This window comes from Rubrivivax gelatinosus IL144, assembly GCF_000284255.1.
Classification (GTDB): domain Bacteria; phylum Pseudomonadota; class Gammaproteobacteria; order Burkholderiales; family Burkholderiaceae_C; genus Rubrivivax; species Rubrivivax gelatinosus_A.
Genome location: NC_017075.1, coordinates 4,199,822 through 4,215,388 on the forward strand (window position 1 = coordinate 4,199,822; position 15,567 = coordinate 4,215,388).

General features: G+C 73.0%; 10 protein-coding genes. 8 read left to right on the top strand and 2 right to left on the bottom strand.

From position 1 onward, the window contains the following. The first annotated feature begins 1 nt into the window (after position 1). Complete coding sequence (locus RGE_RS19115) at positions 2–679, top strand: phosphatase PAP2 family protein (RefSeq protein WP_014430102.1); 678 nt, start codon at positions 2–4, stop codon at positions 677–679. On the opposite strand, the gene RGE_RS19120 is transcribed toward RGE_RS19115, so the two are convergent. Continuing rightward, entirely contained in the window at positions 661–4,266 is a 3,606-nt protein-coding gene (locus RGE_RS19120) for a hydantoinase B/oxoprolinase family protein (RefSeq protein WP_014430103.1), read from the bottom strand. The two genes, RGE_RS19115 and RGE_RS19120, sit on opposite strands and share 19 nt — an antisense overlap. Before the next feature lie 223 nt (positions 4,267–4,489). Here RGE_RS19120 and RGE_RS19125 point away from each other — a divergent pair, with 223 nt between their 5' ends. From RGE_RS19125 to RGE_RS19145, 5 genes are all read left to right on the top strand, one after another. Next, a complete protein-coding gene (locus tag RGE_RS19125; protein ID WP_014430104.1) occupies positions 4,490–6,994 on the top strand; it encodes a GspE/PulE family protein in 2,505 nt (834 codons plus the stop codon). 135 nt (positions 6,995–7,129) lie between these two features. Next, positions 7,130–7,852: an ABC transporter ATP-binding protein gene (locus RGE_RS19130; protein WP_014430105.1), complete on the top strand. Its 723-nt coding sequence runs from the start codon at positions 7,130–7,132 to the stop codon at positions 7,850–7,852. Continuing rightward, the gene (locus RGE_RS19135) at positions 7,849–8,733 is read left to right on the top strand and encodes an ABC transporter permease (RefSeq protein WP_014430106.1); all 885 of its coding nucleotides are present in this window, start codon (positions 7,849–7,851) and stop codon (positions 8,731–8,733) included. Before RGE_RS19130 ends, RGE_RS19135 begins: the two co-directional genes overlap by 4 nt. A 62-nt stretch (positions 8,734–8,795) precedes the next feature. After that, a complete protein-coding gene (locus RGE_RS19140; protein ID WP_014430107.1) occupies positions 8,796–9,833 on the top strand; it encodes a substrate-binding domain-containing protein in 1,038 nt (345 codons plus the stop codon). Positions 9,834–9,911: 78 nt separating this feature from the next. After that, on the top strand, positions 9,912–10,319 hold the full coding sequence (locus RGE_RS19145; protein WP_014430108.1) for a hypothetical protein: 408 nt from the start codon (positions 9,912–9,914) through the stop codon (positions 10,317–10,319). Here the strand turns inward: RGE_RS19145 and RGE_RS19150 are convergent. Further along, the gene (locus RGE_RS19150) at positions 10,316–12,472 is read right to left on the bottom strand and encodes a TonB-dependent receptor family protein (protein ID WP_014430109.1); all 2,157 of its coding nucleotides are present in this window, start codon (positions 12,470–12,472) and stop codon (positions 10,316–10,318) included. The two genes, RGE_RS19145 and RGE_RS19150, sit on opposite strands and share 4 nt — an antisense overlap. Positions 12,473–12,734: 262 nt before the next feature. Between RGE_RS19150 and RGE_RS19155 the strand changes: the two genes are divergently transcribed. Beyond that, positions 12,735–13,202, top strand: a complete 468-nt coding sequence (locus tag RGE_RS19155) for a (2Fe-2S)-binding protein (protein ID WP_014430110.1) — start codon at positions 12,735–12,737, stop codon at positions 13,200–13,202. Between the two features lie 10 nt (positions 13,203–13,212). After that, the gene (locus RGE_RS19160; RefSeq protein WP_014430111.1) at positions 13,213–15,558 is read left to right on the top strand and encodes a xanthine dehydrogenase family protein molybdopterin-binding subunit; all 2,346 of its coding nucleotides are present in this window, start codon (positions 13,213–13,215) and stop codon (positions 15,556–15,558) included. The last annotated feature ends 9 nt before the right edge of the window (positions 15,559–15,567 follow it).

The window sequence follows — 15,567 nt, forward strand, 5'->3', positions numbered from 1 at the left end:
GATGGCGCCGTCCCTCTTCAAACGCGATCTCGGCATCGCGGTGGCCGCGCTGGTACCGGTGGTCGCCTGGGACGCCTCCGGGCTGGACCTCGCGGTGCAGCGGCTGTTCGGCAGCGCCGACGGCTTCGCCTGGCGTTCGCACTGGTTCACCAGCCTGGTGCTGCACCAGGGCGGGCGGGCGCTGGCCTGGGTCGTCGTCGCGCTGCTGGCGCTCAACGTCGTGAAACCGCTGCTGGGCTGCGCGCTCGCGCGCGGCGAGCGGCTGCGCTGGCTGCTCGTCACGCTGGTGGTGTTCGCCGTCGTGCCGCTGGTCAAGGACGCCAGCGCGACGAGCTGCCCCTGGTCGCTGGCCGAGTTCGGCGGCAACGCGTCCTACGTGTCGCACTGGCGCTGGGGCGTCGGCGACGGCGGCCCGGGCCGCTGCTTCCCGTCGGGCCACGCGACCTCGGCGGCGGCCTTCTTCACCGGCTGGTTCGCGCTGCGCCGGCAGCACCCGCGCGCGGCGCGGCTGTGGCTGGCGGCGGTGCTGATGCTGACGGTGCTGCTCGGCGGCGCCCAGGTGATGCGCGGCGCGCACTACGTCAGCCACGTGCTCTGGGCCGCGTGGCTGTGCTGGGGGGTCGCGACGCTGACCGCGCCGCGCCCCGTCGTGCAGCCGGCCTACGTCGCCACGCCGTAGCCGCCACCGCCGGGCGTCTCGACGACGAATACGTCGCCCGGCGCCATCGGCACCGACCCGATGTGGCCCAGCGGCTCGACGCGCCCGTCGGCGCGTTCGACGCGGTTGATGCCCAGCGCGCCCGGCTGGCCGCCGGCCAGGCCGAAAGCCGGCACCTCGCGGCCGTTGCTGAGGATGGACGCGGTCATCGCCTCCAGGAAACGCACGCGGCGCACGCCGCCGTCGCCGCCGCGCCAGCGGCCGGCGCCGCCCGAGCCGGCGCGCAGCGCGTAGCTCTCCAGCAGCACCGGGAAACGGTGTTCCAGCACCTCGGGGTCGGTCAGGCGCGAATTCGTCATGTGCGTCTGCACGACCGCCGTGCCGTCGAAGCCCGGGCCGGCGCCGGAGCCGCCGGAGATCGTCTCGTAGTACTGGTGGCGCTCGTTGCCGAAGGTGAAGTTGCTCATCGTGCACGGCCCCGATGCCATCACGCCGAGCGCGCCGTAGAGCGCGTTGGTGACGCACATCGAGGTCTCGACGTTGCCCGCGACCACCGCCGCCGGCGGCCGCGGATTCAGCATCGAGCCTTCGGGCACGACGATCTTCAGCGGTTTCAGGCAACCGGCGTTCAGCGGGATGTCGGCGTCGACCAGCGTGCGGAAGACGTAGAGCACCGCGGCCATCGTCACCGCCTTCGGGGCGTTGAAGTTGTTCGCCAGCTGCGCGCTGGTGCCGGAGAAGTCGATCGTCGCCTCGCGCGCGGCGGTGTCGACGGTGACCTGCACGCGGATCACCGCGCCGTTGTCCAAGGGCAGCTCGAAGGCCCCGTTCTTCAGCGCCCCGATGACGCGGCGCACCGACTCTTCCGCGTTGTCCTGCACGTGGCCCATGTAGGCGGCCACCGTCTCGCGGCCGTACTGGGCGACCATCGCGCGCAGCTCGTGCACGCCCTTCTCGTTGGCGGCGATCTGGGCGCGCAGATCAGCCAGGTTCTGCTCGGGGTTGCGCGCCGGGTGCGGGCCCGAGCCCAGCAGCGCACGCATATCCGCTTCGCGCAGCCGGCCGCCTTCGACCAGCAGCACGTTGTCGAGCAGCACGCCTTCCTCGGCGATCGAGGTCGAGAACGGCGGCATCGAGCCCGGCGTGATGCCGCCGATGTCGGCGTGGTGACCGCGGCTGGCGACGAAGAACGCCGGCTTCACATCGTCGTCGGCGAGGTAGACCGGCGTGACGACGGTGACGTCGGGCAGATGCGTGCCACCGTGGTACGGGTCGTTGAGCACGTAGACGTCGCCCGGCTTCATGGCCGGGTTGCGCACGATGACGCTGGCGATGCTCTCGCTCATCGAGCCCAGGTGCACCGGCATGTGCGGCGCGTTGGCGATCAGCCGGCCCTCGGCGTCGAACAGCGCGCAGGAGAAGTCCAGCCGCTCCTTGATGTTCACCGAGTAGGCGGTGTTCTGCAGCCGCGAGCCCATCTGCTCGGCGATGCTCATGAAGAGGTTGTTGAAGACCTCCAGCAGCACCGGGTCGGCATCGGTGCCGACGGCGTGCGCGGCCACACGCGGCGCGATGCGCTCCAGCTCCAGCGAGGCGTCCGGGCGCACCCGCGCACGCCAGCCGGGCTCGACGACCGTCGTCGCGTTGCGCTCGGCGACGATCGCGGGGCCGTCGACCGTCGCGCCGGCGGCGAGCGTCTCGCGCACGTGCAACGCGGCGTCGTGCCAGCCGCCGTGATACAGGCGAACGTGCGCCGCCGGCTCGGGCGTGAACGGCACCGGCTCGGCCGCGGTGTCGGCGACGCCGAAAGCTTCGCCGGCGGCCACGGCCTCGACGCCGACCGCCTCGACGACCAGCGCCCGCCCGGGCATCGTGAACGCGAAGCGGCGGCGGTAGGCGGCTTCGAAAGCCGGGGCCAGCGCGTCGGCGTCGGCGTTCCAGGCGAGTTCGAGCGCGGTGTCGGTGCCGGCGTAGCGCAGGTGCAGGCGCTCTCGGCATTCGATCGCCTCGCGCGCCACGCCTTGCGAGGCCAGCTCGCCGGCCGCCACCGCGGCCAGTTCGTCGAGCCGGGCGCGCGCCGCGGCCAGGCCGGCGGCGTCCAGCGGTGCTTCCAGCGAGGCCTCGCGCATCACGATGCGGTCGGCCAGTCCCATGCCGTAGGCCGACAGCACGCCGGCCAGCGGGTGCACGAAAACCCGGCCCATGCCCAGCGCGTCGGCCACCGCGCAGGCGTGCTGGCCGCCGGCACCGCCGAAACACTGCAGCGTGTAGCCGGTGACGTCGTAGCCGCGCGCCACCGAGATGCGCTTGATCGCGTTGGCCATGTTCTGCACCGCGATCGCCAGGAAACCTTCGGCCAGCGCCTCGGGCGTCGTCGGCCGGCCGGTCGCGGCCTGGACCTCGGCGGCCAGCGTGGCGAAACGTGCGGCGACGCCGTCGGCGTCCAGCGGCTCGTCGGCGCCGGGGCCGAAGACCTTGGGGAACCAGGCCGGCTGCACGCGCCCGAGCAGCACGTTGGCGTCGGTCGTCGCCAGCGGGCCGCCGCGGCGGTAACAGGCCGGGCCCGGATGCGCGCCGGCGCTCTCGGGGCCCACCCGCAGCCGGGCGCCGTCGAAGGCCAGGATCGAGCCGCCGCCGGCGGCCACGGTGTGGATGCTCATCATCGGCGCGCGCATGCGCACGCCGGCGACCTGGGTCTCGAAGGCGCGCTCGAACTCGCCGGCCCAGTGGCTGACGTCGGTGCTGGTGCCGCCCATGTCGAAGCCGATCAGCCGGCGGTGGCCGGCGGCCGCGGCGGTGCGCACCATGCCGACGATGCCGCCTGCCGGGCCGGAGAGGATGGCGTCCTTGCCCTGGAAGCGTGTCGCCTCGGTCAGCCCGCCCGAGCTCTGCATGAACAGCAGCCGCACGCCGGGCATCTGGGCGCCGACGCGGTCGACGTAGCGGCGCAGGATCGGCGACAGGTAGGCGTCGACGACGGTCGTGTCGCCGCGCGGCACGAACTTCATCAGCGGGCTGGTCTGGTGCGAGGCGCTGACCTGGCTGAAGCCGGCCTCGTGCGCCAGCCGCGCCGCGGCCGCCTCGTGCGCCGTGTGGCGCCAGCCGTGCAGGAAGACGATGGCGCAGGACCTGAACCCGGCCTCGCGCGCCGCGGCCAGCGCGGCGGCCAGCGCCGCCTCGTCCAGCGGCTGCAGCACCGTGCCGTCGTCCTGCACGCGTTCGTCGGCTTCGACGACCCGCGTGTAGAGCAGTTCGGGCAGCACGATGTGACGGTCGAAGAGCCGCGGCCGTGCCTGCCAGGCGATGCGCAGCGCGTCGCGGAAGCCGCGCGTGGTGACCAGCAGCGTCGGCTCGCCCTGGCGCTCGAGCAGCGCGTTGGTGGCCACCGTCGTGCCCATCTTCACGCAGTCGACGAGCTCCGGCGTGATCGCCTGCCCCGGCGCCAGGCCCAGCAGGCGGCGGATGCCCTCGACGGCGGCGTCCTCGTAGTGCTCCGGGTTCACCGACAGCAGCTTGAGCGTATGCAGCGCGCCCTCGGGGTCGCGGCCGACGACGTCGGTGAAGGTGCCGCCACGGTCGATCCAGAACTGCCAGAGCCTCTTCGTCACGCCTTGCTCCTCGACGCCGCCGATCGCGGCGCTGCCGAGTCTAGAAGCGCCGCCGCCGCGCCGCCCCGGGGTCGACCCTGCGGCGGCAGGGGCGGCGGCGCCATCTGGCCCGCATTCCTTGCCCTGTTCGGGCCATCGCCGACGGGGGGCGGGCCTAGCATCGAGGCGCGACGCCATGGTCCGGGCCCGGGCCTGCGCGTGCCGTCAGAGAGACCACCACGCGATGACCGACCTGTCCTTTCCCCCGCTGCCCGGTGACGGCGCCGGCGAACCGGCGCCGCTGCCACGCCACGAGCCTTTCGCCTGGCCGTCGCCGCCGCTGCCGGGTTACCCGCCGCCCGCGCGCGCGACGCAGCCCGAAGCCTGCGAGGTCGAGGGTCTCAACGGCAAGGGCATGGTCGGCCGGCTGATGTACTTCCACCCCGCCGACGGGCTGCTGAAGCTGCGCGTCGCGGCGTCGCGCATGACGATGACGCTGCGCTTCGACCAGTTCCGCCGGCTCAAGCTGCTGGCGCCGCTGGCCCCGCTGGGCGGTGCCGACGGCGACACCGTGGCCGACGGCAGCGACGCGCGCCCGGCCGAACCCTTCGCGCTGCTGTTCAAGGACGGCACGACGGTCGAAGGCCTGACGATGGGCTGCGAGGAGACCGACCAGGGCCTGTACGTCTTCGAACCGCTGGACCTGGCCGGCTCGGTGCGGCGCAGCTTCTTCCCGCGCGCCAGCTTCCACCGCGCCTCGCTGGGCGGCAGCGCCTGGGCCGAGACCGATGCCGCCGTGCTCGACGAAGCGCCGCCGCCGACCGCGGCGCCCGCTGCCGCGCCGGCGGTCTGCCAGACCCTGGGCGTGCGCCCGGTGGCCAGCGCCGAGGACCTGGCCCAGGCCATCGACGACCAGGCGCGCATGCCGATGGTGCGCATCGGCGAGGCGCTGATCGCGCTCGGTTTCATCACCCCCAAGGCGCTGGAGACCGCGCTGGAGCAGCAGAAGAAGGAGCGCGGCGTCGCGCTCGGCCAGCTGCTGGTGCGCAACGGCCTCGTCTCGCAGGCCGACCTGCAGACCGCGCTGGCGCGCAAGATGCGCTACCCGGTCGTCGATGCCGCGAACTTCCCGGTCGAAGCGCCGGCGCTGCAGCGCCTGCCGTTCGCGATCGCCTCGCGGCTGACGGCGCTGCCGCTGATGCTGCACGGCGGCCGCCTCGTCGTCGCGCTGGAGGACCCGTCGCAGCGCCTGACGATCGACGAGATCGAGTTCGCCTCGCAGTGCAAGGTCGTGCCGGTGCTGGCGCGGGCCGGCACGCTGGCCGCCGCGCTCGCCATCGCCTACGAGAAGGTCGGCGCCGTCGACCCGGGCGCGCGCCGTGGCGGCGACGGCCTGACGCTGGTCGACTTCGAGCCCGAGGACACCGGCAAGCTGCTGGCCTCGCTGGAGCAGACGACCGAGGCCAAGAGCGCCGAGGACGACGGCCCGGGCATCGAGCAGAGCGACAACTCGTTGGTGCGGCTGATCAACACGATGATCCTCGAGGCCCAGGCCCAGGGGGTCAGCGACATCCACGTCGAGACCCAGCCCGGACGCGAGAAGGTGCGCATCCGCTTCCGCAAGGACGGCCAGCTGCGCCCCTACCTGGAGCTGCCGCACACCTACCGCAACGCGCTGCTGGCGCGGCTGAAGATCATGTGCGACCTCGACATCAGCGAGCGCCGCAAGCCGCAGGACGGCAAGATCAACTTCGCCCGCTTCGTGCCCGGCCAGCGCCTGGAGCTGCGCGTCGCGACCATTCCCACGCACAGCGGCCTGGAAGACGCGGTGCTGCGCCTGCTGACCAGCGCCAAGCCGCTGCCGCTGGACAAGCTGGGGCTGAGCGCCAGCAACTTCGAGCGTTTCAAGGCCGTCGTCGCGCGCCCCTACGGCATGGTGCTGTGCGTCGGCCCCACCGGCTCGGGCAAGACGACGACGCTGCACTCGGCGCTGGGCTCGATCAACACGCCCGAGCGCAAGATCTGGACCGCCGAGGACCCGATCGAGATCACCCAGGCCGGGCTGCGCCAGGTGCAGGTCAACCCGCGCATCGACTGGACCTTCGCCAAGGCGCTGCGGGCTTTTCTGCGCGCCGACCCGGACGTCATCATGGTCGGCGAAATCCGCGACCAGGAGACCTCGCAGGTGGCGATCGAAGCCTCGCTGACCGGCCACCTGGTGCTGTCGACGCTGCACACCAACAGCGCGCCGGAGACGGTGACCCGGCTGCTGGACATGGGCATGGACCCGTTCAACTTCGCCGACGCGCTGCTCGCGGTGCTGGCCCAGCGCCTGGTGCGCCGGCTGTGCCCCGACTGCCGCCAGCCGCACGAGGCCACGGAAGCCGAGGTCCGCGAGCTGCTCGCCGACTACCGCCATGCGATGGGCGACGCCGAGGGCACGCCCGGCGACGACGAGGTGCTGGCCGACTGGCGCCGCCGCCACGCCGGGCCCGACGGCCGCTACAAGCTCTACCGCCCGGTCGGCTGCCCGAAGTGCGGCGGTGGCGGCTACCGCGGCCGCGCCGCGATCCACGAGCTGATGACCGTCTCGCGCGCGATGCGCCAGCTGATCCAGACCGGCGCGCGCGCCGAGGAACTGCAGCGCCGCGCGCTGTCCGAAGGCATGCGCACGCTGCGCCAGGACGGCATCGAGAAGGTGCTGGCCGGCGTGACCACGCTGGACGAGGTGCGCGCCGTCTCGAACTGAGCGCGCCGCCCCAGACCTGAGCCCGCCCGCGCGCCGGGTGGGTGGAATCGCCGATGCGGCCGCCGTGCCGCATCGCGCAGACTGGGGCGTGACTTCCTCCAGCCCGCCCGCCGCCCGCCCCGCGGCCTCCCGCCGGTGACGGCGCGTGCCGCCGTGCGCGGCCTCGTCAAGCGTTATGGCGAGCGGGTCGCGCTCGCCGGCCTGTCGTTCACGCTCGAGCCCGGCCAGCGCGTCGTGCTGCTGGGGCCCAACGGCGCCGGCAAGTCGACGCTGTTCCAAGTGCTGACCGGGCTCTTCGCCGCCGACGAAGGCGACGTCGAGGTCGCCGGCCACTCGCTGCGCCGGGCGCCGGCCCGCGCGCTGGCCGAGATCGGCGTCGTCTTCCAGCAGATGTCGCTGGACCTGGACCTGTCGGTGCGGCGCAACCTGCGTTTCCACGCCGCGCTGCACGGCCTGCCCTCGCGCCTGGCCGACGCGCGCATCGCCGAGGACTGCGCCGCACGCGGCCTGGGCGCCGACCTGGAACGGCCGGTGCGCGAGCTGTCGGGCGGCAACCGGCGCAAGGTCGAGCTGGTGCGCGCGCTGCTGCACCGGCCGGCGCTGCTGCTGATGGACGAGCCCACCGTCGGCCTGGACCCGAAGTCGCGCCGCGAGCTGCTGACGGCCATCGACGCCGACGTGCGCACGCGCGGCAGCACCGTGCTCTGGGCCACCCACCTGGTCGAGGAGGCCGACGGCGCCGACCGCGTGCTGGTGCTGCACCGCGGCCGGCTGCTGGCCGACGGGCCGCCGCCGGCGGTCAGTTCGGCGCTGGGCGGCGGTTCGCTCGAAGACGCCTTCCTCGCCGCCACCGCATGAACGACAGCCAGGCCACCACGCCCGCCGCCGCCGAGGCGCTGCCCGAACGCCGCCGCGGCGCGGCGCACGCGCTGCAGGCGATGGGCGCGATCGTCATGCGCGAGCTGCTGAAGTTCTCGCGCCAGTACGGCCGGCTGGTGTCGGCGCTGGTACGGCCGCTGCTGTGGCTGGCGGTGTTCGCCGCGGGTTTCCGCAACGTCTTCGGCGTCGCCATCGCGCCGCCCTACGACACCTACATCCCCTACGACGTCTACATCGCGCCGGGGCTGGTCGGCATGGTGCTGCTGTTCAACGGCATGCAGAGCAGCCTGGCGATGGTCTACGACCGCGAGATGGGGCTGATGCGGCTGCTGCTCACCGCGCCGCTGCCGCGGCCCTGGATCCTGCTGTCCAAGCTGCTGGCCACCGCGGTGCTGTCGCTGGCCCAGGCGGCGGCCTTCGTCGCCGTCGCCGCGCTGCTGGGCACGGCGCTGCCGGTGTTCGGGCCGCAGACGCCGCAGGTGCTGCTGGCCGCGGTCTGCTCGGCGCTGATGCTGGGCGCGCTGGGGCTGCTGCTGTCGGTGCACATCCGCCAGTTGGAGAACTTCGCCGGCACGATGAACTTCGTCATCTTCCCGATGTACTTCATGTCCACCGCGCTGTACCCGCTGTGGAAGCTGCAGGAATCGGGCGCCGAGTGGGTCTGGCAGATCGCACGCTTCAACCCGTTCACGCACGCCGTCGAATGGATGCGTTTCGCGCTCTACGGCCAGGACCCGGGGCTTTCGCCCTGGATCGTCGTCGGCACGCTCGTCGTCTGCTTCGTGCTGGCGAGCTGGGGTTACGACCCGCAGCGCGGCTTCGGCGCGCTGGCCAAACGCCCGGGCGGCGCCGCAAGCTAGGGAGCGGGCAGCCCCACGGCACGCGGGGCCCGCATGACGCAGGTTAAGGTGGCCCGAACACGATGCGTCCCAACGGCGTCCACCTTCACCACGGCCTCGAAAGCGGGCACCAGCACGGCGGCGAGCTCGCGCATCCGCTGTTCGACCTGCTGTCCGCCGTGCAGGCCTCGGGCTCGATCCAGCGTGCCGCGGCCTCGCTGGGTGCGTCCTACCGCCACGTCTGGGGTTCGCTCAAGCGCTGGGAGTCCGAGTTCGGCCGGCCGCTGGTCACCTGGACCCAGGGTCACCCGGCGCAGCTGACGCCGCACGCCCAGGCGCTGCTGGCGCGCGAGCGCCTGCTGCGCGCCCGCCATGCGCCGCAGATCGCCGCCTTGCGCGCCGACCTGGAACGGCTGTTCGAATACGCCGCCGGCGACGAGACGCCGGTGCTGGAACTGCCTGCCGTGCCCGACCTCGCGCTGGCCCTGCTGCGCGACGCCGCGATCCAGCGCCACGGCCTGCACCTGGCACTGCAGCCGCGCTGCAGTGCCGACGCGCTGGCGGCGCTGGCCGACGGCCGCAGCCCGGCGGCGGCTTTCGCGCTGCCCGAGGACGCACGCGCCGAGCCGGCGCTGGCCGCACCGCTGGCGGTGCTGGGCGGCGGCGGTTTCGTCGTGCTGCTCGTGCTGCGGCGCACGCTGGGGCTGATGGCGCCGGCGCAGGCCCTGCCCGGCGGCATCACCGCGGTCGTCGAGGCCGGCGTGCGCATCGTCGGGCGGCCGCCGGGCTCCTCGGCCGAGATCGTCTGGCGCCAGCTCTGCCGGCGCGAAGGTTTTGCGCCACCGCCGCCGGCCCGCATCGAGCCGACGCACGAAGCCGCCGCCACCGCCGTCGCCCAGGGCCTGGCCGACGCCGCGTTCGGCTGCGAAGGCGCGGCCGCGGCGCAGGGGCTGGCCTTCCGGCCGCTGGCGCACGACCGCCTGCTGCTCGCCGCCACCGCCGAGGCCGCCACCGGCCCGGCCTTCGCCCCGCTGCGCAGCGCCCTGGCCGACGCCACCTGGCACCAGGCGCTGTCGGCACTGCCGGGCGTCGAGCGGCTGCCGGCGGCACTCGTGACCTAAGCTGGTGAAATAGGGGCTGATGTCACAGCCCTCGGTCTTCAGATGATCCCCCAAGCCCGGGTCGCCCTCGCCCAACTCTTGCTCGGCCTGCTGCTCACGATGGCATTGCCAACAGCGCAGGCGGGTGGCGAAGACCGAAGTCACGACGAGCTCGGACACTCGATCACGACCGAGTTGCACCAGCGCCTGGTCGCTGCCGGGCTTTGCCCGGACATCAATGAGTGCCGAGGCCAGAGCCGCGTCCTTTTTGTCTCCAGCCGCAACGGCCTTCACTTCGAGCTCTATGACGTCACGCAGGCCGAGGCGATAGGCGCCGCTTTCGAGGTTCTGGGCCGAAGAGGCCGGGAGTTGCCTGCGGGCAAGCGCCTCAAGGCCACGTTCATCAGCCATTCGAAGGCGGCTGACTTGCGGCGTGCGCGCTTCAGCAAGCAACCGGTCCACGCCAAGATCGAGGTCGAGGGTGCAGCTCTGTCCGCGAGCCGCTAAAGCGCTCCCACCCAGCGCAGCGCCAGCAGCGCGCTGCGCGGCGAGCCGGTCTCGAAGTAGCGGCCGTTGGCGTCGTTGACGATCAGGCTGCCGGCGTAGTCGCGGTCGAAGACGTTGTCGACCCGCAGCAGCAGCTCCAGGCGCTGGCCGTCGGCGACGGCCAGCGTGCGGCTCCAGCGCAGCGCCGCCAGCGCGTAGCCGCCGGCGAAGTCGGTGTTGCGGTCGTTGGCCGCGGTGCGGCCGGCGGCGCGCCATTCGAGGCCCCATTCGCCGGCCGTCGCGCTGCGCCAGGCGGCTTCGGCGAAGGCGCTGACACGCTGGGTGCCGGCGATGCGGTTGCCCGAAGGCACCGTGACGTCGGGCGCCGGGCACGGGATGCCCGAGCAGGTGCGGAAGTCGTCGCGGTAACGCGCGTCCAGCAACGTCAGCGCGCCGCGCAGCCGCCAGGCCGGCGCCGGGCGCCAGCCGGCCGACAGCTCGGCGCCGCGGCGCAGCGTGCGGCCGACGTTCTGGTACGAGGCGCGACCGCCGGCGTTGCTGGCGATGCCGATCTCGTCGTCGACCAGGGTCTCGAACAGCGCGACATCCAGGTCCAGCGTGTCGCCGGCGCGCCATTTGGCGCCGAGTTCGAGCTGGCGGCTCTTCTGCGGCTGCAGCGCTTCGTTGAAGCCGCTGGCGCCGTCGGGGCGGTAGGCCAGTTCGCCCAGCGTCGGCGCCTCGAAGCCGCGCGCCGCCGAGGCGTGCAGCGCCAGGCTCGGCGCCGCCTGCCAGCGCAGGCCGATCACCGGGTTGGCGTAGCCGAAGGACAGGTCGCCGGAGTCGTCGCCGTTGCTCAGGTAGCGGTCGTCGGCGGACAGCGTGACGCGGCCGGCGCGCAGCCCGGCGCTGGCCGCCCAGCGCGGCGCGAAACGCCACTCGGCCTGGGTGAAGAGGTCGCGCGTGCGGGCGCGGTCGATCTCGTCGCGGCGCAGCGTGCCGATCGTGCCGTAGACCGGCTGGCCGTCGGCGTCGAGCACGTAGTTGTCGTAGCCGCGGCGGTCGTCGCGCTGGTCCTCGATCGAAGCGCCGGCCATCAGGTCCACCGCCTCCCAGGCCCAGCGCCACTGCGCCTGGGCGCCGCGGTAGTCGCGATCGAAGTCGGCGACGCCGCCGCCGTGGCGCGGGTTGTCCTGCGTGCCCTTGGCGATCGCCAGCCATTGCGTGACGCTGCGCTGTCCGGCATAGGCGCTGGCCTCGAACTCGCGCAGCACGCCGTCGGCGAAACGGTGGCGCCAGTTGATGCCGAGCTGGTCCTGCCTGGAGCGTTTGCGCGTGTCGTAGGTCTCGGCCTCGGGCGTGGTCTGGCGCGGGTCGGCGTTGAACTGGGCGCGCTTCAGGCCCAGCGGGTCGTCGGCCGGCTGCTCGTAATGGCTGGCGCTGGCGATGACGGTGTCGGCCTCGCCGCGCCAGCCGACACGCAGGTTGGCCAGGCGGCGCTCGGCTTCGCTGTGCGGGCGAAAACCCTCCCAGTCCATCGCTGAACCCGAGGCGCGGATCTCCCAGCCGCCGGCCAGCGGCGCCTGCACCGCGGCGCGCAGCTGGCGCAGGCCGTAGCTGCCGAGGTCCAGCCCGACCTCGGCCTCGGCGCGGCGCACCGGCGCGCTGACCACCGAGATCACGCCGCCCGAGCTGTTGCCGTACAGCGCCGAGAACGGCCCGCGCAGCACCTCCACGCGTTCGGCGCCGGCCAGGTCGATGTGCGAGACCTGGCCCTGGCCGTCGGGGCCGCTGGCCGGGATGCCGTCGGCCAGCAGGCGCAGGCCGCGCACGCCGAAGCCGGCGCGCGCGCCGAAACCGCGCGAGCTGATCTGCAGGTCCTGGGCGAAGTTGCTGCGGTTGGCGACGACGAGCCCCGGCACCCGCGCCAGCGCCTCGCTGAGGTTGATCATCGGCCCGGCCCGGCGCAGATCCTCGGCGCCGACGACGCCGATCGCATACGGCGCGTCGAAGGCGCGGCGCTCGGCCACCGAGCCGGTGACGACGATGGTCTCGGTTTCGGTCTCGGTCTGCGCCGCCAGCGGCCCGGCGCCGAACGCGGCCAGCGTCGCCAGGGCAACGCGAGCGCGCGGCGCGCGGCGGTGGAAGGCGGACGGCAGGCGGCGGGCGTGGACCATGGCGCGGGGGCAAGGCAGTCGGGATGCCCGATCAGGCCGGGCCGCCGCCGGCAAGCGCAGCCGAAATAACCCTCGAACGAAGCGCCGGCGCATCGGTCTGGCGGCGGGCGCTCGCGGCGATCATGAATCGGGCCCCGGGAAGCCACTTATGTACGAAGCTTCCTAAGCGTTTGCGGTATCCAGCCCGGCTGCCGGCCGCCCGCAACATCCGTCGGTCGAGGCGCCGCCGCCGCGCCCCGCGCACAACGACGAAGGAGACGCGATGCCCACGATCTCGCTGACGGTCAACGGACGCGCTGTGACGCGCGACGTCGAGCCGCAGACCACGCTGGTGCAGTTCCTGCGGGAGACGCTGCAGCTCACCGGCACCCACGTCGGCTGCGACACCGCGCAATGCGGCGCCTGCACCGTGCACCTGGACGGCGAGGCGGTGAAGAGCTGCAACCTGCTGGCCCACCAGGCCGCCGGCCGCGCGGTGACGACGATCGAGGGCATCGCCGCCGCCGACGGCACGCTGCACCCGATGCAGCAGGCATTCAACGACTGCCACGGCCTGCAGTGCGGCTTCTGCACGCCGGGCATGGTGATGAGCGCGATCGACCTCGTGCAGCACCACGACTGCTCCAGCGACGAGAAGATCCGCGAAGGCCTGGAAGGCAACCTCTGCCGCTGCACCGGCTACCAGAACATCGTCAAGGCCGTGGCCCAGGCGGCCAAGGCCATGGGCTGAGGGGAACACGATGAACGCACGCCAGGGTTTCATCGGCCAGAGCGTCAAGCGCCGCGAGGACGCACGTTTCCTCACCGGCCGCGGCCGCTACACCGACGACATCGTGCTGCCCAACCAGGCCTACGGCGTCTTCGTGCGCAGCCCGCACGCGCACGCGCGCATCCTGCGCCTGGACACCGCGGCCGCCGCCGCGGCGCCGGGCGCGCTGGGCATCTTCACCGGCGAGGACTTCAAGGCCGTCGGCGGCCTGCCCTGCGGCTGGCTGATCCACAACATCGACGGCTCGCCGATGAAGGAGCCCAAGCACCCGGTGCTGGCCGACGGCAAGGTGCGCTACGTCGGCGACCGCGTCGCGCTGGTCGTCGCCGAGACGCTGGAAGAGGCCAAGGCCGCCGCGGCGCTGGTCGAGGTCGAGTACGAGGAGCTGCCGCCGGTCATCGACACCGCCGCCGTCGAGGACGCCGGCGCCGCGGTGCACGACGAGGCGCCCGACAACCGCTGCTTCGTCTGGCAGATCGGCGACGCCGCCGGCACCGACGCCGCGTTCGCGCAGGCCGCGCACGTCACGACGCTGACCTTCCGCAACAACCGCCTGGTGCCCAACGCGATCGAGCCGCGGGCGGCCAACGCCAGCTACGACCCGGCCGGCGACGACTACACGCTGTACGTCGCGAACCAGAACCCGCACGTCGAGCGCCTGCTGATGTGCGCCTTCGTGCTCGGCATCCCCGAGCACAAGATGCGCGTCGTCGCGCCCGACGTCGGCGGCGGCTTCGGCTCCAAGATCTTCCTCTACGGCGAGGAGACGGCGCTGGTGCATGCCACCAAGGTGCTGCGCCGCCCGGTCAAGTGGACGGCGGAGCGCAGCGAGGCCTTCCTGTCCGACGCCCACGGCCGCGACCACCTGACGACCGCCGAGCTGGCGACCGACGCCGACGGCAAGTTCCTGGCCCTGCGCGTCGACACCACGGCCAACGTCGGCGCCTATCTCAGCACCTTCGCGTCCTGCGTGCCGACCATCCTCTACGCGACGCTGCTCGCCGGCCAGTACGCGACGCCCAAGATCTGCGCCACCGTGAAAGCGGTGTTCACCAACACCGCGCCGGTCGACGCCTACCGCGGCGCCGGCCGGCCCGAGGCCACCTACACCGTCGAGCGCATCGTCGAGACCGCGGCCAGGGAGCTGGGCCTGGACCCGGCCGAACTGCGCCGGCGCAACTTCATCCGCACGTTCCCGTACGCGACGCCGGTCGGCCTGACCTACGACATCGGCGACTACGACACGACGCTGAACCGGGCGATCGAGCTCGCAGACGTCGCCGGCTTCCCGGCGCGGCGCGCCGCCAGCGAAGCCAACGGGCTCAAGCGCGGCCTGGGCTACGCCTGCTACATCGAGGCCTGCGGCATCGCGCCGTCCAGCGTCGCCGGGGCGCTGGGCGCCCGCGCCGGGCTGTTCGAGGCCGGCGAGGTGCGTGTGCACCCGACCGGCAAGGTGACGGTCTTCACCGGCAGCCACAGCCACGGCCAGGGCCACGAGACGACCTTCGCCCAGGTCGTCGCCGACCGCCTGGGCATCCCGCTGGAGGACGTGACGATCGAACACGGCGACACCGGCAAGGTGCTGTTCGGCATGGGCACCTACGGCAGCCGCTCGCTGGCCGTCGGCGGCACGGCCATCGTCAAGGCGCTGGACAAGGTGGTCGCCAAGGGCCGCAAGATCGCCGCCCATCTGCTGGAGGCCGCCGACGGAGACGTCGTCTTCGAGGACGGGCAATTCAAGGTCGCCGGCACCGACCGCGCGATCCCGTTCGCGCAGATCGCGCTGACGGCCTACGTGCCGCACAACTTCCCGCACGACAAGGTCGAGCCGGGTCTGAACGAGAACGCCTTCTACGACCCCAGCAACTTCACCTACCCGGCCGGGACCTACATCTGCGAGGTCGAGGTCGACCCGGCCACCGGCACGGTGCGCGTCGAGCGTTTCACCGCCGTCGACGACTTCGGCAACGTCGTCAACCCGATGATCGTCGAGGGCCAGGTGCACGGCGGCCTCGCGCAGGGCATCGGCCAGGCGCTGATGGAAGGCTGCCGCTACGACGAGGCCAGCGGCCAGCTGCTGACCGGCAGCTACATGGACTACACGATGCCGCGCGCCGACGACCTGCCGCGTTTCGTCGTCGAGACCGTGCCCGGCACGCCCTGCACGCACAACCCGCTGGGCGTGAAGGGCTGCGGCGAAGCCGGCGCGATCGGCTCGCCGCCGGCGGTGATCAACGCCATCTGCGACGCGCTCGGCGTCAAGGACGTGGCCATGCCCGCCACCCCGCACACCGTCTGGCAGGCCGCGCGCGCCTGAAGGAGACAC

What these genes read in the sequence shown, in the direction of transcription:
- RGE_RS19125 (WP_014430104.1), top strand. Translation starts at nt 4,490, where the DNA reads ATGACCGACCTGTCCTTTCCCCCGCTGCCCGGTGACGGCGCCGGCGAA.
- RGE_RS19155 (WP_014430110.1), top strand. Translation starts at nt 12,735, where the DNA reads ATGCCCACGATCTCGCTGACGGTCAACGGACGCGCTGTGACGCGCGAC.
- RGE_RS19150 (WP_014430109.1), bottom strand. Translation starts at nt 12,472, where the DNA reads ATGGTCCACGCCCGCCGCCTGCCGTCCGCCTTCCACCGCCGCGCGCCG.
- RGE_RS19135 (WP_014430106.1), top strand. Translation starts at nt 7,849, where the DNA reads ATGAACGACAGCCAGGCCACCACGCCCGCCGCCGCCGAGGCGCTGCCC.
- RGE_RS19140 (WP_014430107.1), top strand. Translation starts at nt 8,796, where the DNA reads ATGCGTCCCAACGGCGTCCACCTTCACCACGGCCTCGAAAGCGGGCAC.
- RGE_RS19115 (WP_014430102.1), top strand. Translation starts at nt 2, where the DNA reads ATGGCGCCGTCCCTCTTCAAACGCGATCTCGGCATCGCGGTGGCCGCG.
- RGE_RS19160 (WP_014430111.1), top strand. Translation starts at nt 13,213, where the DNA reads ATGAACGCACGCCAGGGTTTCATCGGCCAGAGCGTCAAGCGCCGCGAG.